This is a genomic window from Microbispora sp. NPDC088329 (assembly GCF_040685655.1).
Lineage (GTDB): Bacteria > Actinomycetota > Actinomycetes > Streptosporangiales > Streptosporangiaceae > Microbispora.
In genome coordinates this window covers 228459-254766 of sequence record NZ_JBFBIP010000009.1, presented here as the reverse complement: position 1 = coordinate 254766, position 26308 = coordinate 228459, and the positions used below count along the sequence as shown (strand labels likewise).

General features: G+C 69.4%; 26 protein-coding genes. 15 read left to right on the top strand and 11 right to left on the bottom strand.

Annotated features, from left to right (window positions below; translation table 11 throughout):
• The first annotated feature begins 39 nt into the window (after nt 1-39).
• Nucleotides 40-1767 carry an IlvD/Edd family dehydratase gene (locus AB0O28_RS19750; protein ID WP_363642065.1) on the top strand — a complete coding sequence of 576 codons (1728 nt, stop codon included), beginning with the start codon at nt 40-42 and terminating at the stop codon, nt 1765-1767.
• A gap of 51 nt (nt 1768-1818) precedes the next feature.
• Here AB0O28_RS19750 and AB0O28_RS19745 read toward each other — a convergent pair whose 3' ends face one another.
• From AB0O28_RS19745 to AB0O28_RS19735, 3 genes are read right to left on the bottom strand one after another with little or no spacing between them, the layout of a single operon-like run.
• Nucleotides 1819-2478, bottom strand: a complete 660-nt coding sequence (locus tag AB0O28_RS19745; RefSeq protein ID WP_363642063.1) for a response regulator transcription factor — start codon at nt 2476-2478, stop codon at nt 1819-1821.
• Entirely contained in the window at nt 2475-3623 is a 1149-nt protein-coding gene (locus AB0O28_RS19740) for a histidine kinase (protein WP_363642061.1), read from the bottom strand. Before AB0O28_RS19740 ends, AB0O28_RS19745 begins: the two co-directional genes overlap by 4 nt.
• Nucleotides 3620-4453, bottom strand: coding sequence for a CPBP family intramembrane glutamic endopeptidase (locus tag AB0O28_RS19735; protein WP_363642059.1), 834 nt, complete (start codon nt 4451-4453; stop codon nt 3620-3622). The genes AB0O28_RS19740 and AB0O28_RS19735 overlap by 4 nt, the downstream gene beginning before the upstream one ends.
• Before the next feature lie 143 nt (nt 4454-4596).
• Between AB0O28_RS19735 and AB0O28_RS19730 the strand changes: the two genes are divergently transcribed.
• The 3 genes from AB0O28_RS19730 (at nt 4597) to AB0O28_RS19720 (ending at nt 7259) form a co-directional block, all read left to right on the top strand.
• Nucleotides 4597-5355: a hypothetical protein gene (locus AB0O28_RS19730; RefSeq protein ID WP_363642057.1), complete on the top strand. Its 759-nt coding sequence runs from the start codon at nt 4597-4599 to the stop codon at nt 5353-5355.
• Between the two features lie 75 nt (nt 5356-5430).
• On the top strand, nt 5431-6414 hold the full coding sequence (locus tag AB0O28_RS19725) for an ATP-binding cassette domain-containing protein (protein ID WP_363642055.1): 984 nt from the start codon (nt 5431-5433) through the stop codon (nt 6412-6414).
• On the top strand, nt 6411-7259 hold the full coding sequence (locus AB0O28_RS19720; RefSeq protein WP_363642053.1) for an ABC transporter permease: 849 nt from the start codon (nt 6411-6413) through the stop codon (nt 7257-7259). Before AB0O28_RS19725 ends, AB0O28_RS19720 begins: the two co-directional genes overlap by 4 nt.
• Before the next feature lie 34 nt (nt 7260-7293).
• Here AB0O28_RS19720 and AB0O28_RS19715 read toward each other — a convergent pair whose 3' ends face one another.
• Nucleotides 7294-10404 (bottom strand): BTAD domain-containing putative transcriptional regulator, encoded by a 3111-nt coding sequence (locus AB0O28_RS19715; protein WP_363642051.1) that lies wholly within the window; start codon nt 10402-10404, stop codon nt 7294-7296.
• Nucleotides 10405-10523: 119 nt separating this feature from the next.
• Here AB0O28_RS19715 and cpt point away from each other — a divergent pair, with 119 nt between their 5' ends.
• Entirely contained in the window at nt 10524-11081 is a 558-nt protein-coding gene (cpt, locus tag AB0O28_RS19710; RefSeq protein ID WP_363642049.1) for a chloramphenicol phosphotransferase CPT, read from the top strand.
• 70 nt (nt 11082-11151) lie between these two features.
• Here cpt and AB0O28_RS19705 read toward each other — a convergent pair whose 3' ends face one another.
• The gene (locus AB0O28_RS19705; RefSeq protein WP_363642047.1) at nt 11152-11856 is read right to left on the bottom strand and encodes a hypothetical protein; all 705 of its coding nucleotides are present in this window, start codon (nt 11854-11856) and stop codon (nt 11152-11154) included.
• A 135-nt stretch (nt 11857-11991) separates the two neighbouring features.
• Here AB0O28_RS19705 and AB0O28_RS19700 point away from each other — a divergent pair, with 135 nt between their 5' ends.
• From AB0O28_RS19700 to AB0O28_RS19690, 3 genes are all read left to right on the top strand, one after another.
• Nucleotides 11992-12453, top strand: a complete 462-nt coding sequence (locus AB0O28_RS19700) for a hypothetical protein (protein WP_363642045.1) — start codon at nt 11992-11994, stop codon at nt 12451-12453.
• 17 nt (nt 12454-12470) lie between these two features.
• Nucleotides 12471-12908, top strand: a complete 438-nt coding sequence (locus AB0O28_RS19695) for a VOC family protein (RefSeq protein ID WP_363642043.1) — start codon at nt 12471-12473, stop codon at nt 12906-12908.
• 446 nt (nt 12909-13354) lie between these two features.
• Nucleotides 13355-14128 carry a hypothetical protein gene (locus tag AB0O28_RS19690; protein WP_363642041.1) on the top strand — a complete coding sequence of 258 codons (774 nt, stop codon included), beginning with the start codon at nt 13355-13357 and terminating at the stop codon, nt 14126-14128.
• Between the two features lie 52 nt (nt 14129-14180).
• Here the strand turns inward: AB0O28_RS19690 and AB0O28_RS19685 are convergent, their stop codons facing one another.
• The 4 genes from AB0O28_RS19685 to AB0O28_RS19670 form a co-directional block, all read right to left on the bottom strand.
• Nucleotides 14181-14840 (bottom strand): hypothetical protein, encoded by a 660-nt coding sequence (locus AB0O28_RS19685; RefSeq protein WP_363642039.1) that lies wholly within the window; start codon nt 14838-14840, stop codon nt 14181-14183.
• Between the two features lie 96 nt (nt 14841-14936).
• A complete protein-coding gene (locus tag AB0O28_RS19680; RefSeq protein ID WP_363642037.1) occupies nt 14937-15338 on the bottom strand; it encodes a hypothetical protein in 402 nt (133 codons plus the stop codon).
• Nucleotides 15335-16588, bottom strand: a complete 1254-nt coding sequence (locus AB0O28_RS19675) for an ATP-binding protein (RefSeq protein ID WP_363642035.1) — start codon at nt 16586-16588, stop codon at nt 15335-15337. The genes AB0O28_RS19680 and AB0O28_RS19675 overlap by 4 nt, the downstream gene beginning before the upstream one ends.
• The gene (locus AB0O28_RS19670; protein ID WP_363642033.1) at nt 16585-17250 is read right to left on the bottom strand and encodes a response regulator transcription factor; all 666 of its coding nucleotides are present in this window, start codon (nt 17248-17250) and stop codon (nt 16585-16587) included. The genes AB0O28_RS19675 and AB0O28_RS19670 overlap by 4 nt, the downstream gene beginning before the upstream one ends.
• Before the next feature lie 192 nt (nt 17251-17442).
• On the opposite strand from AB0O28_RS19670, the gene AB0O28_RS19665 reads away from it, so the two are divergent.
• Genes AB0O28_RS19665 through AB0O28_RS19650 form a run of 4 tightly spaced genes read left to right on the top strand, consistent with a single transcriptional unit; the run spans nt 17443 to nt 21186 of the window.
• A complete protein-coding gene (locus AB0O28_RS19665; RefSeq protein ID WP_363642031.1) occupies nt 17443-18096 on the top strand; it encodes a hypothetical protein in 654 nt (217 codons plus the stop codon).
• Nucleotides 18093-19244 carry a peptidoglycan-binding protein gene (locus tag AB0O28_RS19660; protein WP_363642029.1) on the top strand — a complete coding sequence of 384 codons (1152 nt, stop codon included), beginning with the start codon at nt 18093-18095 and terminating at the stop codon, nt 19242-19244. The genes AB0O28_RS19665 and AB0O28_RS19660 overlap by 4 nt, the downstream gene beginning before the upstream one ends.
• Entirely contained in the window at nt 19241-19990 is a 750-nt protein-coding gene (locus tag AB0O28_RS19655; RefSeq protein ID WP_363642027.1) for an ABC transporter ATP-binding protein, read from the top strand. Before AB0O28_RS19660 ends, AB0O28_RS19655 begins: the two co-directional genes overlap by 4 nt.
• A 5-nt stretch (nt 19991-19995) precedes the next feature.
• The gene (locus AB0O28_RS19650) at nt 19996-21186 is read left to right on the top strand and encodes an ABC transporter permease (protein ID WP_363642103.1); all 1191 of its coding nucleotides are present in this window, start codon (nt 19996-19998) and stop codon (nt 21184-21186) included.
• A gap of 291 nt (nt 21187-21477) precedes the next feature.
• Here the strand turns inward: AB0O28_RS19650 and AB0O28_RS19645 are convergent, their stop codons facing one another.
• A complete protein-coding gene (locus AB0O28_RS19645; protein ID WP_363642025.1) occupies nt 21478-22422 on the bottom strand; it encodes an acyltransferase domain-containing protein in 945 nt (314 codons plus the stop codon).
• 324 nt (nt 22423-22746) lie between these two features.
• Here AB0O28_RS19645 and AB0O28_RS19640 point away from each other — a divergent pair, with 324 nt between their 5' ends.
• The 3 genes from AB0O28_RS19640 (at nt 22747) to AB0O28_RS19630 (ending at nt 25193) form a co-directional block, all read left to right on the top strand.
• Nucleotides 22747-23115, top strand: a complete 369-nt coding sequence (locus AB0O28_RS19640; RefSeq protein ID WP_363642023.1) for a VOC family protein — start codon at nt 22747-22749, stop codon at nt 23113-23115.
• 514 nt (nt 23116-23629) lie between these two features.
• Nucleotides 23630-24010 carry a YccF domain-containing protein gene (locus tag AB0O28_RS19635; RefSeq protein WP_079315392.1) on the top strand — a complete coding sequence of 127 codons (381 nt, stop codon included), beginning with the start codon at nt 23630-23632 and terminating at the stop codon, nt 24008-24010.
• Between the two features lie 463 nt (nt 24011-24473).
• A complete protein-coding gene (locus tag AB0O28_RS19630) occupies nt 24474-25193 on the top strand; it encodes a hypothetical protein (RefSeq protein ID WP_363642021.1) in 720 nt (239 codons plus the stop codon).
• Between the two features lie 137 nt (nt 25194-25330).
• Here AB0O28_RS19630 and AB0O28_RS19625 read toward each other — a convergent pair whose 3' ends face one another.
• Nucleotides 25331-25948 (bottom strand): GNAT family N-acetyltransferase, encoded by a 618-nt coding sequence (locus AB0O28_RS19625; protein WP_363642019.1) that lies wholly within the window; start codon nt 25946-25948, stop codon nt 25331-25333.
• Between the last annotated feature and the right edge of the window lie 360 nt (nt 25949-26308).

Sequence of the window (26308 nt, the reverse complement as noted above, 5' to 3'; positions counted from 1 at the left end):
CCGGTCGTCCAGCAGTCAATCGAAATGAGAGGTGTGCCGATGTCGATGACGAATCGCCCGCTGCGCAGTCAGGAGTGGTTCGGCGCGGAGGGCCGCAACGGATTCATCCATCGATCGTGGATGCGCAACCAGGGGTTCGCGGACGACGTCTTCGACGGCCGGCCGGTGATCGGCATCGCAACGACGTGGTCGGAGCTGACGCCGTGCAACGCCCATCTGCGTGACCTCGCCGAGTCGGTGAAGCGCGGCGTGTGGGAGAGCGGCGGCCTGCCGCTGGAGTTCCCGGCGATGAGCCTGGGGGAGCCGCTGATGCGGCCGACGACCATGCTCTACCGCAATCTGCTGGCGATGGAGGCGGAGGAACTGATCCGGGCCAACCCGCTCGACGGGGTGGTCTTGCTGTCCGGCTGCGACAAGACCACGCCCGGGCTGCTCATGGGCGCGGCCAGTGTCGACCTGCCCACGTTGATGGTCACCGGCGGCCCGATGCTGAACGGCAAGTTCCGCGGCCGGGACATCGGCTCGGGCACCGACGTGTGGCGTTTCACCGAGGAGCAGCGCGCCGGCCGGATGACCGCGGCCGACTGCGCCGAGGCGGAGGTCTGCATGTCCCGCAGCCGCGGGCACTGCATGACCATGGGGACCGCCTCCACGATGGCCTGCGTGACCGAGGCGCTCGGCGTTCAGCTGCCGGGGGCCGCCGCCGTACCCGCGGTCGACTCCCGCCGGTACGCGCTCGCGCACGCCGCCGGGCGCCGGATCGTGGCCATGGTCGAAGAGGACCAGCGGCTGTCCACCGTGCTCACCAGAGAGGCCTTCGAGAACGCCATCCGGGTGAACGCCGCGATCGGCGGCTCCACCAACGCCGTGGTGCACCTGCTCGCGATCGCCGGGCGCCTCGGCGTCCCCCTGTCGCTGGAGGACTTCGACACGCTCACCGCCGACGTGCCCATGCTGGTGAACCTGATGCCCTCCGGCACGTACCTGATGGAGGACTTCGCGTACGCGGGCGGACTCCCGGCGGTGATGAAGGAGATCGCCCCCCTGCTGCACCTGGACCATGTCACCGTCAGCGGGAAGAGCGTGGCCGACAACGTCAGCGGTGCCCAGTGCTGGAACCGGGAGGTCATCGGCACCATGGAGGCGCCGTTCCAGCCCGCCGGGTCGGGGACCGTCGTGCTGCGCGGGTCGCTCGCGCCGTCCGGGGCCGTGCTGAAGGTCTCCGCCGCCTCGCCCGACCTGCTCCGGCACACCGGAACGGCGCTCGTGTTCGACCGGATCGAGGACTATGTCGCCGTGGCGGACGACCCCGATCTGGAGGTCACCGCCGACACCGTCATCGTGGTGCGGAACGCCGGGCCACGCGGTTACCCCGGCTTCCCCGAGGTGGGCAACGTGCCCATGCCGCGGCGGCTGCTCACCGAAGGGGTCACCGACATGGTGCGCATCTCCGATGCCCGCATGAGCGGCACCGGCTACGGCACCTGCGTCCTGCACGTGGCCCCCGAGGCGTCGGTGGGCGGTCCCCTCGCACTCGTGCGTACCGGTGATGTGATTCGGCTCGACGTGCCGGCGCGGCGTCTGGACCTGCTGGTCGACGAGGCGGAACTCGAGCGCCGTCGCGCCGCGTGGCAGCCCCCGCGACCGGCCGCCGACCGGGGTTGGGTACGTCTGTACAGCGAGCACGTCCTGCAGGCCGACAGGGGCGCGGACCTGGACTTCCTCACCGGTGGCAGCGGCAGCGCCCCGCCGCGCCACTCGCACTGACCTCATGGCGTCGCCCGGCCGGCCCGCGCGCTCCGAGCGGGCCGGTGGGCCTCAGGTCACCAGGCCCCTGCGGTAGGCGTAGACCACCGCCTGGACGCGGTCGCGCAGGCCGAGCTTGGTGAGGATGCGCGACACGTACGTCTTGACGGTCTCCTGACTGATCACCAACGTCGCGGCGATCTCGCTGTTGGACTGGCCGTCGGCGATGAGGCGCAGCACCTCCAGCTCGCGCGGGGTCAGCGCGAGGTCGTCCGGTGTGTCCTCGGCGGGACGAATGCGGGCCGCGTACCTGCCGACGAGCTGCCGCGTCACCTCGGGCGCCAGCAGCGCGGCGCCCGACGCGACGGTGCGGATGCCGTGCAGCAGCTGCGCCGGTGGGGCGTCCTTGAGCAGGAACCCGCTCGCCCCCGCGCGCAGCGCCTCGTACACGTACTCGTCGAGGTTGAACGTCGTCACCACGAGCACCTTGACGGGCTGCTCCACCCCGGCGCCGGCCAGCAGGCGGGTCGCCTCGATGCCGTCGAGCACCGGCATGCGCACGTCCATCACCACGATGTCCGGGTTCAGCCGGCGGGCGAGGTCGACCGCGGCGCGACCGTCCCCGCACTCGCCCACCACCTCCAGGTCGGGCTGCGCGTCGATGATCGTGGCGAAGCCGGTGCGGATCAGCGCCTGGTCGTCGCAGACCAGGACCCGGATCGGCGCGTTCACGACGGGCTCCCCGCGGGGATGTGCGCCCGCACGAGGAAGCCGCCGCCCGGCCGCCGGTCGGCGGTGAACTCGCCGCCCAGGGCGTTCACCCGTTCGCGGAGCCCCGCGAGGCCACGGCCGCTCCCGCCGGGCGAACCGGCCCGCGAGCCGGAACCGTCGGTGCTGACCTCCACGATGATCTCCTTGCCATAGCGCACGCGGACCACGGTGTGGCTGCCGTGGGCGTACTTGAGAGCGTTCGTCAGGGACTCCTGCACGACCCTATAGGCCACGAATTCGGCGCTGCCGCCCGATTCCGCCGGCGTTCCCTCTTCGGCGAACTCCACCGGCTGCCCGGCCTGGCGGGTCTGCTCCACCAGTGTCTGCAGTTCACCGACGGACGGCATCTTCACGTCGAAGTGGTCGGGGTTGAGCAGGTCGAGCAGGTGCCGCAGGTCGGCGATGGCCCGCCTGCCGGTGTCGGTGACGGCGCTCAGGGCCGCGTCGAGGCGATCGGGCGCGGCGGTCAGGTAGCGCGCCGCCTCGGCCTGTACGACCATGGCCGTCACGTGGTGGGTCACGACGTCGTGGAGTTCGCGGGCGATGCGGGTGCGTTCGGCGGCGCGGGTGGCCTCGGCGATGTGGCGGCGGCGTTCGGTCTCGGCGGCCCGGGTGGAGCGCAGCCAGGCCCCGATGCCCCACGCGAGGACCAGCGTCAGGTAGAACACCACATACCCTTCCACCTTCTCCGTCGCGCCGAGCCGGTCGAGCGCGACCGCCAGCGGCACGTACGCCATGGAGAGGAGGATCACGGTGGCACGGCGGTGGCGCTCCAGATGGGCGCCCGTGCTGATCAGCGCGATGGACATCGCGTTGCTGGCGAAGACGTGGTAGGCGCGGATCTGGTCGAGGACGAAGCCGAGCGTCACCAGAGCCAGGCACACGGCCGGCCACCGGCGGCGCACGGCGAGCGGAAGGCACTCCAGAGCGATCACCACGAGCGCCAGGGCGTCGACGGGGCGGGCCGGCATGTCCCCGACCTGCGTCCCCTTGCCGTAGAGCGCCGGCATCAGCGACACGGCGGCCAGCAGCAGCCCGAACGGCGCGTCCCGGACCACGACGTCGCACCGCTGCCACAGGTCGGCGACCCGCCTGAAGTCGATCACTGGGCGAGCGTAGCGGTCACGTCCGCCCGGGCGCCGCGCCGCATGGGGACCAGGTTGCCGCGCCGGCGGGCCAGCCACAGGAACACGACCGTCAGCGCCAGGCCGAACACCACCGCGTACGGGCTCGCCTCCGGCCCGAAGTCGCCACCGGTGAGCAGGGCCGGGCCCGACGTCACACTGTGCAGCAGCCCCTGCGTCGCGCCGTTGCCGGAGACCTCGGTGCTGAAGATGCCGGCCGCGGCGAAGTTCCAGCCGAAGTGCAGGCCGATCGGCAGCCACAGGGTGCGGGTGGCGGCGTAGGCGGCGGCGAGCATGCCACCGGCCTCGATCGCGATGGCGATCGCGCCCCACGCAGTGGCGTGCTCGTTGGCCAGGTGCATCAGGCCGAACACCAGGCCGGTCAGCACCAGCGCGATCCACGTGCCGGCCCACCGCTCGACGAACCGGAACAGCACGCCGCGGAACATCAGCTCCTCCGTCACGGCGGCGGCGGCCATGAAGCCGAGCAGCCCGATCGCGCCCGTCACCGAGCCGAGGCCGTCGACCCGGTAGTAGCCCAGGAAAGCGAGGTTCACGATGACGGCCGCGAACATCCCGACGCCGATCAGCAGTCCCCGGCCGACGGCGGGGACGGCGCCCTTCCCGGCCACCTCCACCGGCGCGCGGTGCTCGGACCACCGCACCACCCAGCGGAACACGACCACCGCGAGGACGGCTGTCGCGACACCGAGGATCAGGGTGAGGATCGCGTTTCCCTGCACCGCGCCCACGATCGCGCCGCCGGCGAAGGCGACCAGCGCGACAGGCACGAGCTGCTTCAACAGCCGCATGGCGACTCCTTGGAAAATACCGCTGGGAGATTCCGCGACCGGAGCGCCGCGGCTACGCGGAGAAACGTTAGGGATTGCGCGGCTTTGAATCGTCACCGCGCGGTGGACAATCGCGGGTAGCTCTCACGGGGGACAACCGCGCCATGATTGGCGACGTGACTCTTCATGTCGATCGCGGAATCGCTTACGAGGCGGCGGGCAAGTTGGTGGATGTCTACCGCCGTGCGGACGCGGAGTCGGATCCGGTCATGCTGCTGTGGCACGGTAGCGGTCCCGATCAGCGGACCGTCCTGGAGCCGCTGGCGCGGGCCACGGCGGAGCTCGGCGTGGTGGTGTTCGTGCCCGACTGGCGCTCGGACGCCCCGGACGGGGGACGCGCTCATCTGCTGGCGTCGATCGCCTTCGTGCGGGCCCACGCCGAGGCGTTCCGCGGAGATCCAGACCGCGTGCTTCTCGCGGGGTGGTCACGGGGGGCCCGGGCGGCATCGGGACTCGCCGTGGATGTCTCCGCCGCCGAGGGCTGGCGGCCTTCTGCGGTGGCGTGCCTGGCGACGGGCTTCGGCCGGCCGACTCCCATGTCCGCGCGCGTGCCGCTCGAAGCGGTGACGCGAGGTGACCTGGACCCCGTTCCTTTCTGGCTCCTGCACGGAACCGATGACGAACTGGTGGACGTGAAGCACTCACGTGAGTTCGCCGGGGTGCTGCGCGACCATGCCTGGCCCGTGCGTTTTCACGAGATGGAGACGAATCACGCGGGCATCGTGATGGCGCAATACGACCCCGGCCTGGGGCGATGTGTTCCGGCCACAGGCGGGCACGCGCTGGAAGCCGGTCGCCGCGTCGCCGGGATCCTCGCGCGAGCCGCCGGTGAAACCGCCAGATCGGGGGTGAAACCGGCGTGAAGCCGCGATGAAGCCGCCATCGCGGACGCTCTTCTCGTACGCCGGGAGGTACCCGGCGGAGAGAGGAGACGCGTCATGGCGGACCTCAGTGCCGTCCGGGCCGACAGTCTGGTCAAGAGCTTCGGAGACTTCCGGGCCGTGGACGGCATCGACCTTCACGTGCGGCAAGGCGAGATCTTCGGAGTCCTCGGCCCCAACGGAGCGGGGAAGACCACCACGCTCCGGATGCTCGCCACCCTGCTCCCGATCGACGGCGGCCACGCGGAGATCTTCGGCGTCGACGTGCGGCGGGAACCCCACAGAATCCGGCAACTGGTGGGCGTCACCGGCCAGTACGCCTCCGTGGACGAGGACCTGACCGCCCGGGAGAACCTCTGGTTGTTCGCCCGCCTGCAGGGCCTCGCGAGCAGCCGGGCCAAGACGATCGCCGGTGACCTGCTCGAACGCTTCGACCTTCAGGAGGCGGCCGACCGTCCCCTGTCCCAGTTCAGCGGTGGCATGCGCCGCCGCCTCGACCTGGCGTCAAGCCTGATCACCCGCCCACCCCTGATCTTCCTGGACGAGCCCACGACCGGTCTCGACCCGAGGACCCGGGGCCAGATGTGGGACACCATCCGCGAGCTGGTCATGGACGGCTCCACGATCCTCCTCACCACCCAGTACCTGGACGAGGCCGATCAGCTGGCCGACCGGATCGCGGTGATCGACCGGGGCCGGAAGGTCGCGGAGGACACCCCCGACGCCCTGAAGACCCAGGTCGGCGACTCGACGCTGCAGCTCAACCTCGCGGAGGGCTCCGACACCGCCCTGGCCGCGGACGTCGTACGCCGGCTGCTGGGGGAGGAGCCGGTCCTGACTCCGGAGTCGGGACGCATGAACATCCCCCTTCCCGACCCCGACCGGGCCGCGGACGTCCTGATCGGCCTGAGACAAGCAGGCCTCGGCATCTCCTCGATGAGCGTCGCCAAGCCGACGCTGGACGAGGTCTTCCTGGCGCTGACCGGCCACGGCGCCGACGACGAATCCCAGATGAAGCCCCAGATGGAGGCGGCCCGATGACCACAGGCACCCTGACCCCGGCCACCCGCGGACCCCGGCGCGTCGACCCGTCCGCCGTGGTCGCCCGCACCACGTCCCGCAGCTCGCTCCAGGAGACGTGGGTCCAGATCCTGTCGATGGCATGGCGAGCGCTGAAGAAGATGCGCCGCAAGCCCGAGCAGTTCTTCGACGTCCTCATCCAGCCCCTGCTGTTCACGGCGATGTTCGCGTTCATCTTCGGCGGCGCGATCTCCGGCAGCGTGTCGGACTACCTTCCGGTGCTGATTCCCGGCATCCTCGCCCAGACGGCCCTGACCGTCTGCATGGCGACGGGCGTGCAGCTGCGTGAGGACATGGACAAGGGGGTCTTCGACCGCTTCAAGTCCCTGCCGATCGCGAGGATCGCCCCTCTGGCCGGCCCGATGATCGCCGACCTGATCCGTTACGGCATCGCGTCGGTGCTGACGGTCGTCACCGGCCTGCTCATCGGTTACCGTCCCGGCGGCGGCGTGCTCGGCGTCGCCGGCGGTGTCGCGCTCACCGTGATCGCGGGCTGGTCGCTGGCGTGGATCTTCACCTGGCTGGGCACGATGGCGCGTTCGGCGCAGAGCGTCCAGGGCATCTCGATGATGATCATGTTCCCGCTCACCTTCCTGTCCAACGCCTTCGTCCCCGCCGAGACGCTGCCCGGCTGGCTGGAGGCGTTCGTGAAGGTCAACCCGGTGTCACACGTCGTCTCCGCGGTGCGCGACCTGCTCAACGACGGGGCCGTGACGGCCGAGGTGGGCTGGGCGGTGATCGGCTGCGCGGCCGTCGTCGCGGTCTTCGCTCCGCTGGCGGTCCGCTCGTACTCGCGCAAGATGTAGCGGGTGCCAGGTCAGCGGTGTCAGGACAGCCGTTTCAGGACAGCCGTCTCAGGACGGTACGGGCCTCGGCCAGCAGGTCGGGGCCGCGTCGTTCGCCGTACTCGGCCTCGATCCGGGACATGACGCCGGGGGCGATCCGCTCGGCGTCCGCGGACAGCACCGACCACTGCAACGTCGGGACGAAGCGGTTGTAGGCGAACCGGTCGGCGAGCACGAGCAGCCGCACCGCCTCCTCGGCGGGCAGCGCCCCCTTCCGCAGGCCCCAGATGCCCAGCCCGGCGAGCACCATCCCCATCACCGGAAAGTCAGGGAACGTGCGGTCCGGCGTGAACGCGATCCGGACCTTGGTCCGCACCGACTCGTAGAGGTCCGCGCCGTCGTCGCCCTCGCCGTACTGCGCGAACGCCGAGAGCGCGATGACCTCGCCCAGGATGGCCCACGGTGTGAAACCGTCCGGCGCGCCCGGCACGCGCAGGGTCCGGAGCGCCTCCGCGGTCTCGCGGTGCCGCCGCAGTCCCTCGGCGATGTCGCCGTCGACGAGGGCCAGCTGGGCTCTGCCGGCCGCGACCGACATGACCTCGCCGTAGGTGCCCTCGGGGGCGACCGCCTCCAGGTCCTCGAGCATCCGTGCGGCCTCGTCGCGGCGCCCCTGAGCGAGCGCCGTCATGGCCCGGGTGGCTCGGATCTGGACGGCGTCGTCCACCGCCCCGAGGCGTTCGAGCACCGGGAGCGCCTCGTCGGCATACCGGGAGGCCGACGCGGAGTCGCCGAGCTGCGCGTACAGGCCGGCCAGTTGAGTGCGCAGCACCGCCTGGTGCCAGGGGCCGCCGTCGTCGTCGACGAGTTCGAGGGCGGCTCGGGCCGCCTCGACCGCGCCGACCGGGTCGCCGGCGTTCTCCCGGCCGTGACTGAGCCAGTGCAGCGCGATCCGGCGTATCTTCGGGTCGGGATCGGCGGTCAGCTTGTCCAGGCCGTGCTCGGGATCCGACACCGAGGCGAGCAGGGCGGTCACCGTCGCCCGGACGTCGGGGTTCGCCGAGTCGGCGCCCAGCCCGGACAGCATCCGCGCCAACGTCCCTGACTCGTCCAACGGGACGATCATGGTGTTGAACAGCGCGATGCTCAGGGCCGTCCGGGTCCGGTCGTGGAGCCGGGGCGGCGGCGTCCAGCCGTCCAGAGCGGCGGCGACGGCGGGGGTGAGAACGATGCTGCGCGGGTGGTCTCCGCAGATCGTCCAGTAGCCGCCCAGAGCGGAGAACAGCACCACGACCGCTTCGGGGTCGGGGTCGGCGATGGCCTCGCGCAGGATGTCGGCGAGGTTCGTCTCCTCGGCACGAAACCGGTCCATCGCGTCGACCTGCTCCGGCGAGTACAGCCGGGCGCCGTGCCGGCCGGCGTACCCGACGGCCCACGCGCGTACGGCGGCCCGCGCCTCGTCGGTCTCGCCGGCCGCGTCCAGCCGCACCCGGCCGAACTCGCGCACCGTCTCGAGCATGCGGTACCGGACGCCGCCCCCCGTCTCCACGACGGTGAGCAGGGACTGCTCCACGAGCTCCTCGACGTCGCCGAGAGCGTCGTCGCCGAGCACCTCCTCCGCGGCGTCGAGGGCGAAACCGTCCGGGAAGGCCGACAGGCGCCGCAGGGCCCGGCGCTCCCGCTCGCCCAGAAGGTTCCAGGACCAGTCGATCACGCCCAGCAGCGTCTGGTGCCGGGAGGGGGCGCTCCGGTCGCCGCCGCGCAGCAGCGCGAACCTGTCCTCCAGCCGCCGGGCGATCTCCGCCGGTGACATCACCCGCACCTTCGCGGCGGCCAGTTCGATGGCAAGCGGCAGGCCGTCCAAGCGGGCCACGAGGGCGCGTACGTCGTCCTCGTGGAGGTGCACACCGGGCCGGGCCGCGGTCGCGCGGTCGCGGAACAGCTCGACGGCGTCGCCGGTCCCCAGCTGGGGCAGCGGATAGACGCGTTCGGCGGCGATCGCCAGCGGCGAGCGGGTCGTGGTGAGGACGCGCAGCTCCCGTGTGGTCGCGGCCAGATAGGCGACCAGGTCGGCGACCGCCTCCACCAGATGCTCGCAGTTGTCGAGCACCAGCAGCGCCGGGGCCAGATCGAGCTGCTGAGCGATCCGGGCCCGGACGTCGGCGCGCTGCCGCGGGGTGAGCGTGCGGCGTCCGGTCACCGAGTCGCGGACGCCGAGCGCCGACCCGACCTCGCCGACCAGGTCCTCGGACGCGGTCACGCCGACCAGCTCGACGAAGTGCACCACCGGCTGCGGGGCCTCGCGGGCCACGGCATGGGCGAGCCGGGTCTTGCCGAGCCCGCCGGGACCGACGATCGAGACCACCCGGGAGGTGGCGAGCAGGGCCCGAACCCGCCGCAGATCGTCGTCGCGGCCGAGCAGCGGCGTCGCGTCGAACCGGACACCCGCGCGCACGGGGTTGTCGAGCGCCAGCAGCTCACGATGCACCCGCCGCAGCTCCGGGCCGACGTCGGCGCCGACCCGGTCGCGCAGGTCCGACCGGTAGCGCTCGAAGCGGTCCAGCGCGGCGCCCGTTCCGCGCACCGCCGCCTCGCTGTGCAGGAGGTCGGCGAGCAGCCCCTCGTCCTCGGGACGGACGCGCACGGCCTCCTCGAGCTCGGGCAGGGCGGGGCCGTGGTCACCGCTGCGGCTCCGGGCCCGGGCGAGCACGACCCGCGCGGACGCCAGGTCGCGTCCCGCGCGCCGGCGCACCTCTGCCAGCGGGCCGCCGCCCTCGGGCGGCAGGGCCCCGACGCCCAGCGCGAGGGCCTCCTCCGCCGCCGCGGCCGCCGCGGCGGGGTTCTCGTCGAGCAGCGCCCGTGCCCGGTCCGCCAGAGCGTGCAGCCGGTCGGCGTCGACCCGGTCGGGTGCGACCTCGAGCCGGTAGCCGCCCCCTTCAGTGACCAGCGCCTCCGGGCCGACGGCCGACCTGGTCCTGGAGACCAGGACCTGCAGCGCCTTGGCCGGGTTGGCCGGTATGCCGTCCCCCCACACCTCCGCGACGAGCCGGTCCGCGTTCACGGTCCGGCGGGCGAGCGCGAGGGCCGCGAGCAGCGCCTGAGCCCTCTCGCCGACCACCGGCCGCCCCCGCCACCGCACGCCGTCGAGCAGGCTCAGGTGAATCGGCATGGCGCAAGTCTAGGCTTCGCCGAGTCACCTGCCCCGTTCTCACCTTCGGCGTCCGCATAGGGAAGCGTCGGCCGGAAATGGGTTCTCGTCGTGGAACCCGACCCTCTACCGTGTACGCCGTGACGACTCAGATGATCGTGCTCAACGGCGGATCCAGTGCGGGCAAGTCCACGATCGTGCGGCACCTGCAGGCTGTCCTGCCACAGCCGTGGCTCGCCTTCGGGGTCGACTCACTCATCGAGGCGATGCCCCGGTCGATGCAGGGGTCGGACGCGGGAGTCGAGTTCGCCCCCGACGGCGGTGTGACTGTCGGGCCGGAGTTCGACGCGCTGCAGGCGGCGTGGATGCAGGGAATGGCCGCGATGGCGCGCGCCGGAGCCGGGGTCATCGTCGATGACGTCTTCCTTGGTGGATCGGCGTCCCAGCAACGCTGGCAGCGTTTCCTCGGCGGAGTGAACGTCCTGTGGGTCGGCGTCAGATGTGACGGCGCGATCGCCGCCGAGCGCGAGAGGGCTCGGGGAGACCGAACCCCGGGAATGGCCGTGACACAGGCGAAGGTGGTTCACGAAGGTGTGATTTACGACCTGGAAGTGGATACCACGCGCACCGAGTCCCTGGCGTGTGCGCAGATCATCGCTCGCCACGTACGGCAGTCGGGTGAACGGTCACCGCACTAGACGGTTAGCGGCGTGCGCATGCCGCGACCCGGCCGCTTCTCCGGTCACTCCACCGGCGACTCCCGGTGGGTCAGCCGCGCCGCTCGATCTCATTCCGCATCTTCACGAAATCCCTCGCGGCCCGGTCGCCGGACTCGAAGTACGTGACGATCATGCCCCTGGTGTCGCCGTCGGCCCAGGTGCACACGCCGCTCGTGACGTTCGCGACGAACGCGGCGTCGCCACATTGCGCGACGCCACCGAGCGGTCCCGGCTGAATCCGCTTCATGCGGCCGACTTTCGTGCCCATACCGGCGGCGAATCCCTTGCTTGTGGCGCCCGGGTCGGAGACGGGAGCCGACACGCCGAGAATCATGACCATATCCTTGTTCCTCAAGTTGCCGTAAAAGGCGACCACTGTGCCAGTCGCATGCGGCACCAGCTTCTTCAAATCGGCGACCCCCCGATCGGTCAGCCTGCGCATGGCGGCGTTCACGTTCTTGGGGCGTCCGCCGAGTGTCTTCGGCTCGACAACGTGAGTGTGCATGGTGCTCTGGTGGTCGGCCGTCTTCTCCGCATGGTCATTGAACGCGTAAGCGACGGCGGCGATACCGGCAGCGGCAGCCAGTCCGGCAAGGATGACAAAGGCGGTCTTGCGGGTGTCGCGCTTTTTCGCCGGCGATTGCGCCGGTGGAAGGTAGCCGGGATAGAACGGGCCGTCTGACTGCGCGTACGGCGGACGGGCCGGGTTGTCGATGGGTGGGTGCCCCGGCGGGTCGAAGGGGGGATGAGACACGGATGCTCCACAGGTTCCGGCTGAACACCTGAATCAGCGCAAGGAGGATCAGCACCGGTAGAGCGGGCATCCCGTTCTGTCGGTGCGCTGCTCTACCGTATGGGACCCACGGAGTTCGTCGGGAAAGGCAGAACGATGAGCACTATCCTTCGTGCGGTCACGGACGAGGTGCGGCCCGAACACGGACTCTTCGTTGTGGCCGGCGTCGTTGACGGCATAATGACAGGTTCGGCGGTCGATGGGCGGATGGAACCGCCAGGCGGCAGGGTCGCCGCAGGTCACGACGGGCTCATCATCCAGGCGGCACACCTCTACGAGTCCTGTAGGGTTCATGGCCGGTTGGAGCGGTGGGACGGGCCTCCACCCATGGACACCTGGGAAGAACTGTGGACCGGCCGGCTCAGACTCGAATCCGGACTGGTCGGCGTCGAAGCCTGGGCGGACTACTATTCGCACGATTTCGAGTTCGATCTGGGGCAAGCCGATACGACCTGGTCCGTACGGGTGGTCACCAAGATTCTTCAGACGGAGCGGGAAGCCGGCTTTCCCGATGCGGCCGCCCAGGTCGAGCTGTACAAGATTCAATTTTGGACCTGAGAAATAGAGGAGAGTCCGTGGCGACCAGATGGAGTCTGACGATCGACTGCGGGCAGCCGGCGAAGCTGGCGAGGTTCTGGGCACTCGCTTTGGGATATTCGGAAAAGCCACCCCCGGCGGGCTTCGGTAGCTGGGAGGACTGGTTCGCGCATCACGATGTCCCGGAGGAGGAGTGGGATGAGGGCGCCTACCTGTCCGATCCCGACGGGGTGGGTCCTGACCTGTCCTTAATCAAGGTGCCGGAGTCGAAGGTGGTGAAGAACCGGCTGCACCTCGACGTACAGGCCGGCGGAGGCCGCGGCACGCCCTGGGAGGTGCGGGGGCCGCGCGTGCTCGCGGCGGTCGAGCGGCTGACCGCCGCGGGCGCGACAGTGATTCGTCAGGACGACCTGCGGGGAAGGCCCGATCACGTGGTGATGGCCGACCCGGAGGGAAACGAGTTCTGCCTGGTCTGACGCCGGCGCCGAGCTAGCGGTCGACAGCCTGGGCGATCTGGTCTCGTACGCGCGGCGGACCGCGGCGAGATCGCGCCGGCTGGGACGAAGAGCACCTGTGAAGACCGGGGATCTTTGAGCCGACCCGAAGTTGCCGACCCAGGAGGTAGCGGCTTCTATGGCCTCCGTGTCTTCTGGTGCGCCCGCATACCGACATCGGCCGATTCGTCGAGCGCGTGTCATCGTCGTGATGGTCATGTGCCTCGGTTCGTTCGCGCTGACGGGCTGCACCGGATCGGACGAACCGCCGTCGCTGCCGCCCGCCGGCGTGTACGAGCATGACGCGGCGGGTGAGGACTCGCAGGCCGAGCCGGCCCCGGCCGACGGCGAGGCAGGGGATCTCACCCGGCCGTTGCGGCAGGCAGGTTGGTTCTGCGCGGGTCCGGGCCAACGCGGACGGCCGCGCCGTGTGGTGCCGGATCGGTCGCCGCGACGAGGCGGACGCGGTCCAGTCTCAGGTGGCGCAGTTCCTGCTCGACCGCGACGACCGGCTCGCCTGGGCGTGGTTCCCGTCCACCCAGGCGAATCACGAGGACGATCAGGTCGCCGAGGCCGCGGCGCCGGCGCTGACCGCGATCTGGCCCGACGCCGGTGATCGTGTGCGGCGGGAGATCGACGACTTCCAGGCGCGTACGACGCGGCGGACCGACGACATCCCCCGGACAAGGTGGCGGGACACGCACGCGGACTACAGCTACGACGCGCACAACGGACTTGTCGTCACCGGCCGAGGCACTTCCGTGCGGCGCTGGCCGTTCGGCTCCGAGCACTACGCGACCACGATGAGCTCGGCTGTCGACGATCTTCTGGCCGGTGGGTACGACTGTTTCTATCCACCTCAGCAGAGCTGCAACCGCACCCGGTCGAACGGCTACTTCCGCGTCTCACTCCGTGGTGATCAGATCGTCTCGGCCCAGTTCGGCATCGGCAGCCTGATCGAGTCGGGGCGGCAACGCCACCTGCTCAGCGAGGAGTTCCCGCACGGCCTCACCTTTCTCACCGAGGCGGTCCGCGGCCCGGTCACGGAGCGCATCGAACAGTCCCGGCGATCCGGCACCGGCTTCGCCGGCATCGTGGCCGGGACGGTCGTGATCATCGACGCGCGCCGGGGTGCCGTCGACGGCGATGATCTGGTGGCGTATCTCGACATTCAGATCGGCGCACCGCTGGCCGCGACCTGATCGCCACGTCTGCCGCCAGGTCCTGGCTCTACGGCTCGGCCGCAGCGCTCTTTCACTGGATGGTCACGCGGAAGCCGTGTTCGGAGGACATCGGGCAGACAAAGATGGTCAGGTCGCCCCATCGACCGAGATTCAGTGCGGTGGGCTCGTGGGCGTCCCGGTATTGGGGTTCGTTGGAGACGAGGTGGCGTTCTTCGCAGGGCTGCCACCGCGGGCCGCTGCCGCCGTCCCATTCGGAGCTGGCAAGTTTCAGCAGCGGTTCGGTTTCGGTCCCGCAGACGGTGCACGGCAGCTCGTACATGTCGGTGAGGTGCCAGGACTCCCATCCCCCGATCTTGCATCCGGGAGCTATGGAGAGCAGGGACTGATAGTCGCCCCGGGTCTCCTCATCCCATTCGTCGACAGCCGCCTCGATATCCTCGGGAAGTTCCTCCGAGTAGGGATATTCGGTGACCCGTTCGGAGTGCAGAACGCAGGGCCGGGGGGAATCCGGACGCCACTGATTGAAATCCCCGGCGACGTCGAGAATCGGCGCGTCGCACGTGGGCCACGCCTCGCCGGCCGGCCATAGGAGCGGGCCGCCGATGTGACTGTCCCTGACGGCCGGTGTTCCGGGCCGGGGGTGTAACCGTACGGTGGTCCGCGCGTATTCGACCAGCTCCGGGAATTTCTCCGTGACGTCGACGGGTGGAGCGGGTGTGGTGCGTGTCATGCGTGGATTCTAGGGAGCCGTGGCGCCGCCTTGATCTGTGTGCCCTGAATGCCGCGAAGTGGCCCCGCGCTCTGGACGAGCGGAACGGGACACGACCTAACACCCGGGCACGCCCTGCGAGGCTTCAGGCGGTGCCGTGCAGACCTCCGGTTCGTGAGACATGTGAAACGAAAAGATCTGCCCAACCGGAAGCAGTCCGGCACTTCCCGCGGCGATCAGGAGCGTTATCAGGGCCGCTGCGAAAAGACCGGCGACAATCCTTCTTCCGCATGCGAAGGCCACCAACGACCCGATCAGAGGCATGCCCAAGCCGAGAGCCGCGATGGCTATGAACAGCGGCAGTGCGAGTGACGGGTTGCTTGGTGTGCTGTCCCAAACCGATCTGCCCATGAGTAAGACAAAGGCCAGGCAGACCAGGATCGGTGTGCCGACCAGCCAGATGACCGTAATCAGGATCAGGCCTGGGACACCCCGATTTCCTTCCCCCTCGGAATTCATGATTCGTATTGTCGCACCGACGCCGCGGCGAAGTAGACCGTGGTGACCAGGCCGCCCTCGGGTGGCGCCACCACGGTGAGGCGGGCCTTGTGGGCCGCCGCGATGGCCTGCACGATCGACAGCCCGAGGCCGAGCCCGTCACGTCGCCCGCCCGTACGCGCCGTGCCGAACCGCTGAAACGGCTGGAAGAGGCGCTCGACGGCCTCGGGCGGCACGATCGCCCCGCTGTTGGCGACCGTGAGCACCGCCTGATCGGCCACCATGCGGAGCGATACGTCCACCCAGCCGTTCTCGACGTTGTGCTTGATCGCGTTGTCGACGAGATTGACGATGAGACGCTCGGCCAGGTTCCGGTGGCCGGCCGCTGTCGCCGGCTCGGTCCTCGCCCGCAGCGTCACCGACCGCAGCGCCGCCTCCTGCGTGCGCGAGCCGACCACCTCCTGTGTGAGCTGCCGCAGGTCGAACGGCTGGCGCACCTCGATGCCCGCCTGGCCGCGGGTCAGCGTGAGCAGCGCCTCGATCAGCCGCTCCTGTTGGGCACCCGCCACGAGGATCCGCTCGTGCGCCGCGCGCAGGGACTCCACGCTCGCCTCGGGATCCGACAGCGCGACCTGGCCCAGTGTTCGCTGCCGGGCCAGTGGCGTCCGCAGCTCGTGCGAGGCGTTCGCGACGAAGTGCCGCTGCGCCTGGAAGCTCGCCTCAAGCCGGCTCAGCAGGTCGTCGATGGTGTCACCGAGTTCCTTGAGCTCGTCGCTCGGGCCAGGGAGTGCCAGGCGCCGGTTCAGGCTCGTCGCCGAGATGTCGCGAGCGGCCGCGGTGATCGTACGGAGTGGGCGCAGGATGCGGCCTGCGACGATCCACCCGAGCGCGAGCGAGATCAACGACATGATCCCCAGCGCGATCCCCGACTGGACGAGCAACTGGTAGAGCAGGTTGGAACGCTGACGCTCCATCGCCTCCGCCGCCTCAGGCGGAAGCATCTCCATGACCATTCCCCCGGAGCTGCCCGGCCCCGGCCCAGGCGCGTCCCTCGGGTGGAGACCACCGCCGTCGTGGGGGGCGAGCAGCGTCTGACCCGAGACGACCTGGCCGGACACGGCGTGGTGCACCAGGATGTAGGTGACGGCCAGCAGCGCCGCCCCCGAGACCAGGTACAGGCCGCCGTACAGGAAGGTCAGCCGCAGCCGGACGGTGCGGCGCGGCAGGTGCCTGAGGGCCACTCGCCGGGCGAATCCGAAAACTCCACTCATGGACTTTCCGATATGTGATAGCCGTGTTTGGCCGCGGTTCGGATGATCGGCGGGTCTCCCAGCTTCGTGCGCAACCGGCTGATGGTGATCTTGACGGCGCTGGTGAACGGGTCGGCGGCCTCGTCCCAGACGCGTTCGAGCAGTTCCTCCGCGGACACGACCCGACCTCTGGAGACCAGGAGCAGCTCCAGCACGCCGAACTCCTTGGGCGCCAGCTCCAGCATCCGGCCGCTCCTGGTCACGGTGCGCCTGGCGGTGTCCAGCACGAGATCACCATGGCGGATCACCGGAGGCACCGCCGGGTGCGACCGCCGTGCCAGCGCCCCGATCCTGGCCAGCAGCGCGGGGAAGTCGAACGGCTTGGGCAGGTAGTCGTCGGCTCCGAGATTGAGGCCGTCGACCAGGTCCTCCGTCGTCGCCGCGGCCGTCAGCATGAGCACCCGGCTCCGGCAGCCCGCTTCGACCAGCTTGGCGCACACCTGGTCTCCGTGCATCCCCGGTAGGTCCCGGTCCAGCACGATCACGTCGTAGTCGTGCCACAAGGCGCGCTCCAGGCCGGACGGGCCGTCGAGCGCGACGTCCACCGCCATGTACGCGCGCCGGAGGCCGACGGCCACGGTCTGCGCCATCTCCTCGTCGTCCTCCACCACCAGCACTCGCACTGGTCCATCCCCGTTTCCTGTCAGGCGACTCAACCTTGACAAGTCCCTCCATCATCGTCCAGTCGCGGTTTCCGCAACGTTTCATCCAAACGGGCCTCCGAGGTTTCGACTCGTATTGACGAAACCCCGTCGAAACCGCTCACCCGTTAGGAATTGGGTTACTGGGAAATCCCGCGAGTTATGGAGTATTCAATGTCCCTTATAATCAGCCGTGCCGGTCGGCGAAACGACCTGAATGGGCGTCTCTACCGGACTGTCCCGGTCGTCCTGGCGACGGCGGCCGTCGCCCTGCTCTCCACCGCCTGCTCGGGCGAACCGGAGGCCCGCGCCGTGGCCGGCCGCAGTTCCGTCAGCGACAGCGGCGGCGGCAACGGCACTCCCCAGCCCCCGGGGGCGGGAGACATCGTGGCGTACGCCGACTGCATGCGCCACAACGGCCTCCCGAACTTCCCCGACCCGAAGCCCGGCGGGGGAATCGCCTTCCCCGAGGGCGGTGACATCGACCCGCAGTCTCCGGATTTCAAGAAGGCCGAGGAGAAGTGCAAGCAGTACGTTCCCGCCGGCCCGCGGATCGACGCCAAGAACGACGCCGACCCGAACGCCGGCTGGTCCACAACCGACAAGCTCAAGTACGCCCAGTGCATGCGTGAGAACGGCATCCCGAAGTTCCCCGACCCCGACAAGAACGGCGGCTTCGCCTTCATGCGGGACAGCGGCATCGACCCGCAGTCGCCGCAGTTCCGGCAGGCATCGAGCGCCTGCGCGAAATATCAGCCCCAGAACCTCAGGCAGCCCGGTCCCGCCGGCCCCGGCGGACCCGCGGCGCAGGGAGGCGCTGTTTCATGAGCACGACCGAGATGCCGAGGCAGGCCCTGGAAGCCGGTCCCCCCGCCGCTCTTCCGCCCGCGGCTCGCGGGAGAAGGGGGTGGCGTACGGCGATCATCGTCGTCACCGTCGTCGTGGCGGCCGGCGTGACGGTCGCCGTGGTCAAGCCGTTCGACCGCCGGGCGGCCGGCGGCACGATCCGGAACACCCCGCCGACCGGGCTCGCCCAGGTGACCAGGGGCACGTTGTCGGCCAGGACCATGGAGAACGGCACGCTCGGCTACGCCGGCACATACCGGGTCGTCGGTAAGGCGAGCGGCACGATCACCCGGCTGCCCGAGGTGGGCGACATCATCCGCCAGGGCAAGCCGCTCTACCGGCTGGACAACAAGCCGGTGATCTTTCTGAAGGGCACGGTCACCCCCGCGTACCGGGAGCTGAAGTGGGGGATGGAGGGCGCCGACGTGCGGCAGCTCAACGCCGCGCTTGTGGCGCTGAAGTACGCGAACAAGAAGAAGCTCAGCCCCAGGTCCGACTATTTCGGCGCGCGGACCTACTACGCCCTGCTCAGACTGCAGAAGAAGACGGGCCTGAAGCAGACCGGCACGCTGCCGCTCGGGCAGGCGTTGTTCCTGCCGGCAGGAGAGATCAGGGTCACCAAGGTCGCCGGGGTGCGCGGCACGCCCGCGATGCCCGGCTCGGTGGTCCTTGAGGGCTCCTCCACCCGCCGGGAGGTCACGGTCGCGCTGAACGCCTACCAGCAGTCGGACGTCGCGACCGGCGACAGGGTGCTCATCACGCTGCCCACCGGCAAGACCACGCCGGGCGTGGTGTCGTCGGTCGGAAAGGTGGCGGTGGAGAAGAGCGACAGCAGCGCCACCATCACGGTGCGGATCAAACCCGCCAAGCCGGAGGACACCGGCCGGCTCGATCAGGCGCCGGTCCAGGTGTCGATCGTGACGGACACCGCCGCCGACGTGCTGTCGGTGCCGGTGAACGCGCTGCTCGCGCTGGCCGGCGGCGGGTACGCGCTGGAGGTCGTCGAGGCGAACGGCGCCCGCCGTCTGATCCCGGTGAAGGTGGGCCTGTTCGACGACGCGGCGGGAACGGTCGAGGTGCGCGGCGATGGGCTGCGGGTCGGCCAGAACGTGGTGGTGCCGGCGTCATGACCAGCCAGGAGGCGCGGACGACGGCCGCGGGCGACCGGCACCACGTGGGCGAGCCGGTCATCCAGCTCGAGAACGTGACCAAGGTCTACCCGGGCGCGTCGCCGGTCGTGGCCCTGGACAGGGCCACCTTCACCATCAGGCGGGGCGAACTGGTGGCCATCGTCGGCCCGTCGGGCTCGGGCAAGTCCACGCTGCTGCAGGTGATGGGCACGCTCGACCGCCCGACCTCGGGACGGGTCAGGATCGTGGGACAGGACGTGGCCGACATGTCCGACCGCGCGCTGGCTCAGGTCAGGGCGACCCGGATCGGCTTCGTGTTCCAGCAGTTCTTCCTCGCCGAGCACGCCACCGCGCTGGAGAACGTCGCCGACGGGCTGCTGTACAGCGGTGCGCGTCACCGCGCCAGGCTCGCCGCCGCCCAGACCGCGCTCCAACGGGTCGGCCTGGGCCACCGCCTTCACCACCGCCCGTCCCAGCTCTCCGGAGGAGAGCGGCAACGGGTCGCCATCGCCAGGGCCCTGGCCGGTAATCCCGCGATCGTGCTGGCGGACGAGCCCACAGGCAACCTCGACAGCGTCTCCGGAGGCGGGATCTTCGAGCTGCTCCGGGAGCTCAACCGCGAGGGCGCCACCATCGTCATGATCACCCATGACCGTTCGCTGGCCGCGCGGCTGCACCGCCGCATCGAGGTGCTCGACGGTCACATCGTGGCCCAGGTCACCGCCGACGAGGAGGCCCTGCTGTGACCACCATGACGGCTTCCACCCGGATGCACCCGGCCGACATCGCGAGGACCGCCGCCGTCGGCCTGCGTACCCGGCGGATGCGGGCCCTTCTGTCCGCGCTGGGCATCTCCATCGGCGTCGCCGCCATGGTGGCGGTGCTGGGGCTGTCCGCCTCGTCGCAGGCCGGACTGCTGGCCGAGATCGACAAGCTGGGCACCAACCTGCTCACCGTCACCCCCGGCCAGACTCTGACCGGCAAGGACTCGAAGCTCCCCCGCGAGGCGCCCGGGATGATCGCCAGGATCGGACCGGTCGACTCGGTCGAGAGCACGGGCAAGACCTCGGCCGGCGTCTACCGCTCGCCCTACATCCCCAGCATCAACACCAACGCGCTCACGGTCAGCGCCGCGAGCCTCGGCCTGCCCGCCGCGCTGCGGATGAAGGTGGCCCAGGGCAGGTACCTGAACGCCGCGACCGCCGCCCAGCCGGTCGCGGTGCTCGGCTGGACCGCCGCCGGCAGGCTGGGCATCTCGAAGGTCCACCCGGGTGCCCGGTTGTGGATCGGCGGACAGTGGTTCTACATCGCCGGGATACTCGACAAGGCGAGCCTCGTGCAGGAGATCAACGAGTCGGTTCTCGTCGGGTACGGGGCCGCCGAAAAATACCTGCACTTCGACGGCCATCCCACCAAGATATACATCCGCGCCCAGACCGATCAGGTCAAAGCGGTGCAGCAGGTGCTGGCCGCCACCGCCTACCCGGAGCACGCGGACGAGGTCGTCGTCAGTCAGCCCTCGGCCGCGCTTGAGGCCCGCGCCGTGGCCCAGTCCGCGCTGAACGGACTGTTCCTCGGGCTCGGGGCGGTGGCCCTGCTCGTCGGTGGCATCGGCGTGGCCAACACCATGGTCATCTCCGTGCTCGAACGCCGCTCGGAGATCGGGCTGCGGCGCTCGCTCGGCGCCACGCGGGGCAACATCCGCCTGCAGTTCCTGTCCGAGGCGGTCCTGCTGGCCGCCATGGGCGGCATCGCCGGAGTCGTGCTCGGCGTCGCCGTCACCGCTGCCTACGCCCTCATCAAGGGATGGGCCACGGTCGTGCCGCCGATCGCTTGGGGAGGCGGCCTCGGCTCGGCTGTTCTCATCGGCGCGATCGCCGGATTGCTGCCGGCGCTGCGCGCGGCCCGCATGCAGCCGACAGAGGCGCTCAGAACCGTCTGAACCAGTCTCACCCGCAGCCCGGCACCGCGAAACCGCGGGCCGGGCCGCGGTCATCCCCGGCGGCCCTTGAAATGCCCGGCGATCACGTGATGATTTGTACTCCTTGGTTCTGCCGTTGGACAGACGGTTTCTCTCCCGGACGTCGCCGGACCCGCATGCCTCCCCTGAGTGGCCATGGTGGCAGCGAAGGCGCCAATCGACGCCGCCGACCTCACGGTGTTGATAGCGCGGGCGTACTCCCCGGCCCGATACGTCCAGGAGGATGCCGCGGGACAGAACCCAGCGGTGTGGCTAGATCGGGAAGCGGCCGCGGCGCCAGTGCCAGTGGCGGCCGGCCTTCAGATGGTCGACGATCGCGCGTTGGAGTACGGTGCGGCGCGGTAACCGGTCGAGCGGCGTGGTCAGGGTGCGGAACACGAACCGCAGCACCTCGACGTCGGCGTCGATCCCTTCAGGCTCTTCGTAGGGCTCCAGCTCGAACCTCTGCTGGAACCGGACGATGTTGGAGTCCTCGGGCAGGTACTCCAGCAACTGCGGGTCGAGCAGCCACGAGCCGCAGGAGAACGCCGTGTAACGCTCGTCGGGAAAGTGGCGCGGGAAGAACGCGCGGGCCTCGTCGAGCGACGCCGCGACCGCCTCAGGGGTCAACGGCCCCGTATCGGGGATGTGCAGGCCGATGGCGTCGTCGCCGCGCTGGTGCTGCAGCCGGCCCAGCTCGTAAAGGCCGCCGCGCGCGTGCAGCGTCAGCCAGCTCTGCATGACCGGCCAGCCCTCGCGGTGCATCCGCCGGTCGATCGCGAGGTTGCGGCCCAGGTCCGCGAGGGTCGCCCACGACACGGCATCGGCGATTCCATGGTCGCGGTGGTACGTCGTGACGACGTCGACCAAGGCGAGATACGCGTACACGTAGAGATGCCGCCAGGCGGGGCCCCGTTCGCGCGGCAGTTCCGGCCCGGGCGGCAGCCAGTCATAGCCCCCAAGATCGGCGCGGACCATGGCGATCGAGCGGTCGAGCAGCCAGCGCAGCTCCGCAGTCCACAGGTGAGAGTCGGGGTCGGGCCAGCCCTCCATGATCTCGGCGGCGTCGTCCGGCCGCACCGCGAGCCGGTCGAGGATCGCGGGCGCGTCGGCCTTGGCCGGCAGCGGAGCCGACGGCAGGTCGCCGGCGAGCCGGTGCACGCGATCGACGTCCTCGACGGGTACCCCGAGCCGGGCGGCGATGTCGTCAAGATCCACGCGGCCGACCCTACCGGCCGGTGGGCGTTTTCCACAGACCCATACATGGCCCGGCGCGGACGCGCACATCTCGCCCTGCCTGATCGCTGCGTTCGCCGTGGACCCTGCGGCCTGGGTCGCTCGGCCTGTCCCGGCTCGATGGCGACGGGACGACCAGGCTTTCGTCTCAGCCAACTGCTACGGCCTCGGCTGACTTGCGGCGATCGTCCCGGAGCCGGGGCCGCGCTGGAGGCGGTGAGAAATGTCGCGGTCATCCGTGAAACTGTCAGGGCCACCGCATAGCCTCGCATCGTCCTCCCCATGCCGGCAGCCGTAGGAGAGCCCATGGACAGCGAGGTTGTTTTCGAGACGGCGGCGCCCGTGATCCCCGTCCGAAATCTGGCCGCCGCACTCGATCGTTACCGTCAGCTGGGGTTTTCGGTACGGCGATCCGAAGAGGACCCTGGATATGGGTTCGTCGCCCGGGCGTCGGTTTCGCTCCATCTCACCGAGTGGCACGAGCACGATCCTGCCCGCACTGCTGCGGCCGTCTATATCTATGTCTCAGACGCCGATGCCTTGTACGCCGAATGGGTCGCAGCGGGCGTCACCGGCCGCCTCGGCGCGCCCCACGACACCCCATATGGGCTCCGAGAGTTCGGCTACGTCGACCCTGACGGCACGCTGCATCGCGTCGGCTCGCCCATGCCGTGATTTGATCATCTGAGCGGAGACTCACGGCGGAGTTGCTGCGGCCAGTCACCGACAGGCGATCGTAAGTGCTGTGTCGACTGTTGACGGTTGTTTACAGGGCATCGGGGGTTCCGACTTTCAACGCCCTGGTCCGCGATTGAGGCGTACAACGAGCTCATGCGAGGCGAGCTCGTTCCAGGCGGCCAGTGCTCGTAGCCCGCCAGTGTGCGCGTCGCGCGCGCTTACGCCTGGCTGATCACCCCGTGTGCCGTCGGCCCGCCCGAAGGGTAGCGGCCTTGGTCTGCCCGGCTTGTCCCGACCCGATGACGGGCGGGTGATCAGACCCCTACCTCAGCCATCGACGGCCGGGCCACGGTGAGCACGCCCCAGTGATCACCCCGGAGCCGGAGCGCCCCCACCGGAGGCTGAGTTCGCTAATCGCGCGTCGCGTGCCCCTTGACCGCCAGGCGGTCGCTATCGAGGTTCAAGGACGGTCCACTACCTGCTGAGCCGGCCGGATGGGACAGTGAGCACTATGAACACCGTCCTTAATGTCATCTGGCTGATCTTCGCTGGCCTGTGGCTCGCATTAGGTTACGTCGTGGCGGGGATCATCTGCTGCGTCCTCATCGTCACCATCCCGTTCGGCATCGCGTCGTTCCGGATCGCGGGCTACGCGCTGTGGCCGTTCGGCCGGACCGTCGCCGACAAGCCGTCCGCCGGCGCGTGGTCGGTGCTCGGCAACGTCATCTGGCTGCTCGTCGCCGGGATCTGGTTAGCGATCGGGCACATTGTCACCGCGATCCCGCTGTTCATCTCGATCATCGGCATCCCGCTGGGGATCGCGAACCTCAAAATGATCCCGATCTCACTGATGCCGCTGGGCAAGGACATCGTCCCCGTAAGCCGCGGATAAGTGATCCGTGACGACAAGTGGGTCTTCTCGGGGATCAAGCGCGTCCCGTGCCCGGTAACGACCGACCTGCCGAGTAGCCGAAATTGTCGCGGACGAACTCTATGCGTCGCGTCTATGAGCAGCGATGAGACCCCTGTCGTGCACATCAAGCGGATGGAGGTGGAGGACTGCGGTTCGGTCTGTCTCCTGGACGGGTGGGACTACGGGGCCGTGTTGGGTTCGGTGACTGCCTGACTCACTCCATTGGGCTTATCGGAGCGGAGGGTAAAGGCCTCGCCTGCCTGAATATCGCCGCTCAGGGGGTGGTGCATTTCATGGTGGCCGTCGCCGATTGGGGTCCGGGTGCCCACTTTGACGGCTGTGAGTGCCTCCCGTGCCCGCTCGCCTGTACATGGCCTGGGGCCTGGTTCTCAAGCCAGGCGCGCCTCCTCGTACCGCCTGCCCGCGATGACACCACTGGCACGTGATCAAGGTCGTGTCCTGGCCGCTGCCCTATCTGGGCTCGCGTTGGTCGTTCGAGCCGGGCAGGGAGACAATTCCTGATGTGTACTCCATCTTCCGGGACGGAAGCGACGCCGGGCGGTTCGCCGCCCAGATCTACCGGGGACTGCGCGAGGGCGACCTCGGCACCGAGCCGGTGGTCGAGCTCGCATGTCTGATAGGGGAACTCGATTCAGGCTGCTCTCCGGTAAGGGAGATCCTGGAACGCCCGGCAGCGGAGCTGACATCTGAGGAAGTGGCCCAGCTCGGACGGGACCTGCTTACGCTGACAGGCTTCGATCGACTGTGGGCCACATTGGAGACAGCAGTGAAGGTCGTGGAAGGCGATGTCCGTGCCTCGGGTATCGATGCAGTGCTGGAGATAACGATCCCGGACTGGGATGACAGCGGCTGCGCGAGGGTGGGGTGCTGCGGCGGTTGTGGCGGCCCTCCCGTCTGGCCGAGCAGCGGTAGAGACGCCGGCGTCGCGCTTGTGGAGATCGCAGACGCGGTTCAGGACGTCGTCATGGAACACATCTGGGGAGTGTGGCCTACCTGTCCCGAGCACCGGCTCGGCTTACATGCCGCCATGGTGGAGGGAACTGCTGTATGGCAATGTGCGGGCACCGGCCTGCACACTGCGGCTGCCATCGGTGACCTAGGCCCGAGTTCTCGCCAAAGGCATTCTCACCGGTCGAACTGAGACGTATGAGGCTCGACCATGGCAAGAACATTCGTTGACTTGGGCCTTCGTTCGTGGAGCAGGTGACGGGAATCGAACCCGCGCTGTCGGCTTGGGAGCCCACTCGTTGCAGCCTCTGAACCGGCCAGCGGAAGGTCTCAACGGTTGGGCAGTGTTGGATGCGGGGTGCTGGGAACGATTCCGATCATGTCGTTGCTGATGGCCCATCGTTCGTGACCTCGCCAGGCGCCGTCAATGAACAGCAGGTTCGGTGAGTAACCCTCGTAGCGGAAGCCGTGGCGTTGGACCAGTTTGATGGACGCCTGGTTATCGGGCCGGATCTGCGCTTCCAGCCGGTGCAACCGTAGCTCCTCAAACGCATGACGCAGTACCAGGCCAAGGCCTTCTGACATGTAGCCCTGACCAGCGTAGGGCGCGAAGGCCGCATAGCCCAGCGAGCCGCCTTGGAAACGTCCGCGAATGATGCTGTTGATGTTGACGTTGCCCGCGATGGCACCCGTGTCGCGCAGACAGAGCAGTAAGCCTTCGGCGGATTCTCCCTCATCGAATCGGCCAAGGAACGTTTGGAACGCCTCCGGCGTCGCGGGCAGGGACATCATCGGCTGGTGCAGGTCGACGCTGGCATGGACCCGTTCAAGAAACTCATCCTGATCGAAACTGGTGATCCGGCGCAAAGTCACGCGTGAGGAGCGCCCCAGGTCTTTCGCTGGTCCTGCTGTTTGCTCGGCTTCTTTGATCCTGCTGTCCTCAACCATGGACGAGACGCTATCGCGCGATCGCGACAGGCGTCTGTCCTGGCGCGATGGATCTGATTCGGCGGACGGACCATGCGCAGTACGAGGAATCCCACGTAGAGCCGGGTACGGCAGCGTGGCGCTGCTGGTCGGCGGGTGCGTTGGATTGCGGCGTCTTCCGGCGGCGCCCGCGCCGCCGCCTTGAACGCCGTGATGACGACGAGGGGGCGGCATGGCCGGCGCGCTGATGCCAGTGAGGCTGATTGGGGGCGAGACCCCTCTTCACAGTCTGCTGTCTACCGATCGTTTACTGGTCCTCCGAGAGGACCCGTCAGAGAGGACCTCTGGGGACGGAGCCCAATGGCCCGAGAAGGTCAAAGA

Coding starts and splice junctions, on each gene's coding strand:
- AB0O28_RS19640 (WP_363642023.1), top strand. CDS start 22,747: ATGGACAGCGAGGTTGTTTTCGAGACGGCGGCGCCCGTGATCCCCGTC.
- AB0O28_RS19625 (WP_363642019.1), bottom strand. CDS start 25,948: ATGGTTGAGGACAGCAGGATCAAAGAAGCCGAGCAAACAGCAGGACCA.
- AB0O28_RS19750 (WP_363642065.1), top strand. CDS start 40: ATGTCGATGACGAATCGCCCGCTGCGCAGTCAGGAGTGGTTCGGCGCG.
- AB0O28_RS19715 (WP_363642051.1), bottom strand. CDS start 10,404: ATGCCGATTCACCTGAGCCTGCTCGACGGCGTGCGGTGGCGGGGGCGG.
- AB0O28_RS19635 (WP_079315392.1), top strand. CDS start 23,630: ATGAACACCGTCCTTAATGTCATCTGGCTGATCTTCGCTGGCCTGTGG.
- AB0O28_RS19660 (WP_363642029.1), top strand. CDS start 18,093: ATGAGCACGACCGAGATGCCGAGGCAGGCCCTGGAAGCCGGTCCCCCC.
- AB0O28_RS19735 (WP_363642059.1), bottom strand. CDS start 4,453: ATGCGGCTGTTGAAGCAGCTCGTGCCTGTCGCGCTGGTCGCCTTCGCC.
- AB0O28_RS19675 (WP_363642035.1), bottom strand. CDS start 16,588: ATGAGTGGAGTTTTCGGATTCGCCCGGCGAGTGGCCCTCAGGCACCTG.
- AB0O28_RS19725 (WP_363642055.1), top strand. CDS start 5,431: ATGGCGGACCTCAGTGCCGTCCGGGCCGACAGTCTGGTCAAGAGCTTC.
- AB0O28_RS19655 (WP_363642027.1), top strand. CDS start 19,241: ATGACCAGCCAGGAGGCGCGGACGACGGCCGCGGGCGACCGGCACCAC.
- AB0O28_RS19665 (WP_363642031.1), top strand. CDS start 17,443: ATGTCCCTTATAATCAGCCGTGCCGGTCGGCGAAACGACCTGAATGGG.
- AB0O28_RS19720 (WP_363642053.1), top strand. CDS start 6,411: ATGACCACAGGCACCCTGACCCCGGCCACCCGCGGACCCCGGCGCGTC.
- AB0O28_RS19680 (WP_363642037.1), bottom strand. CDS start 15,338: ATGAATTCCGAGGGGGAAGGAAATCGGGGTGTCCCAGGCCTGATCCTG.
- AB0O28_RS19700 (WP_363642045.1), top strand. CDS start 11,992: ATGAGCACTATCCTTCGTGCGGTCACGGACGAGGTGCGGCCCGAACAC.
- AB0O28_RS19650 (WP_363642103.1), top strand. CDS start 19,996: ATGACGGCTTCCACCCGGATGCACCCGGCCGACATCGCGAGGACCGCC.
- AB0O28_RS19730 (WP_363642057.1), top strand. CDS start 4,597: ATGATTGGCGACGTGACTCTTCATGTCGATCGCGGAATCGCTTACGAG.
- AB0O28_RS19685 (WP_363642039.1), bottom strand. CDS start 14,840: ATGACACGCACCACACCCGCTCCACCCGTCGACGTCACGGAGAAATTC.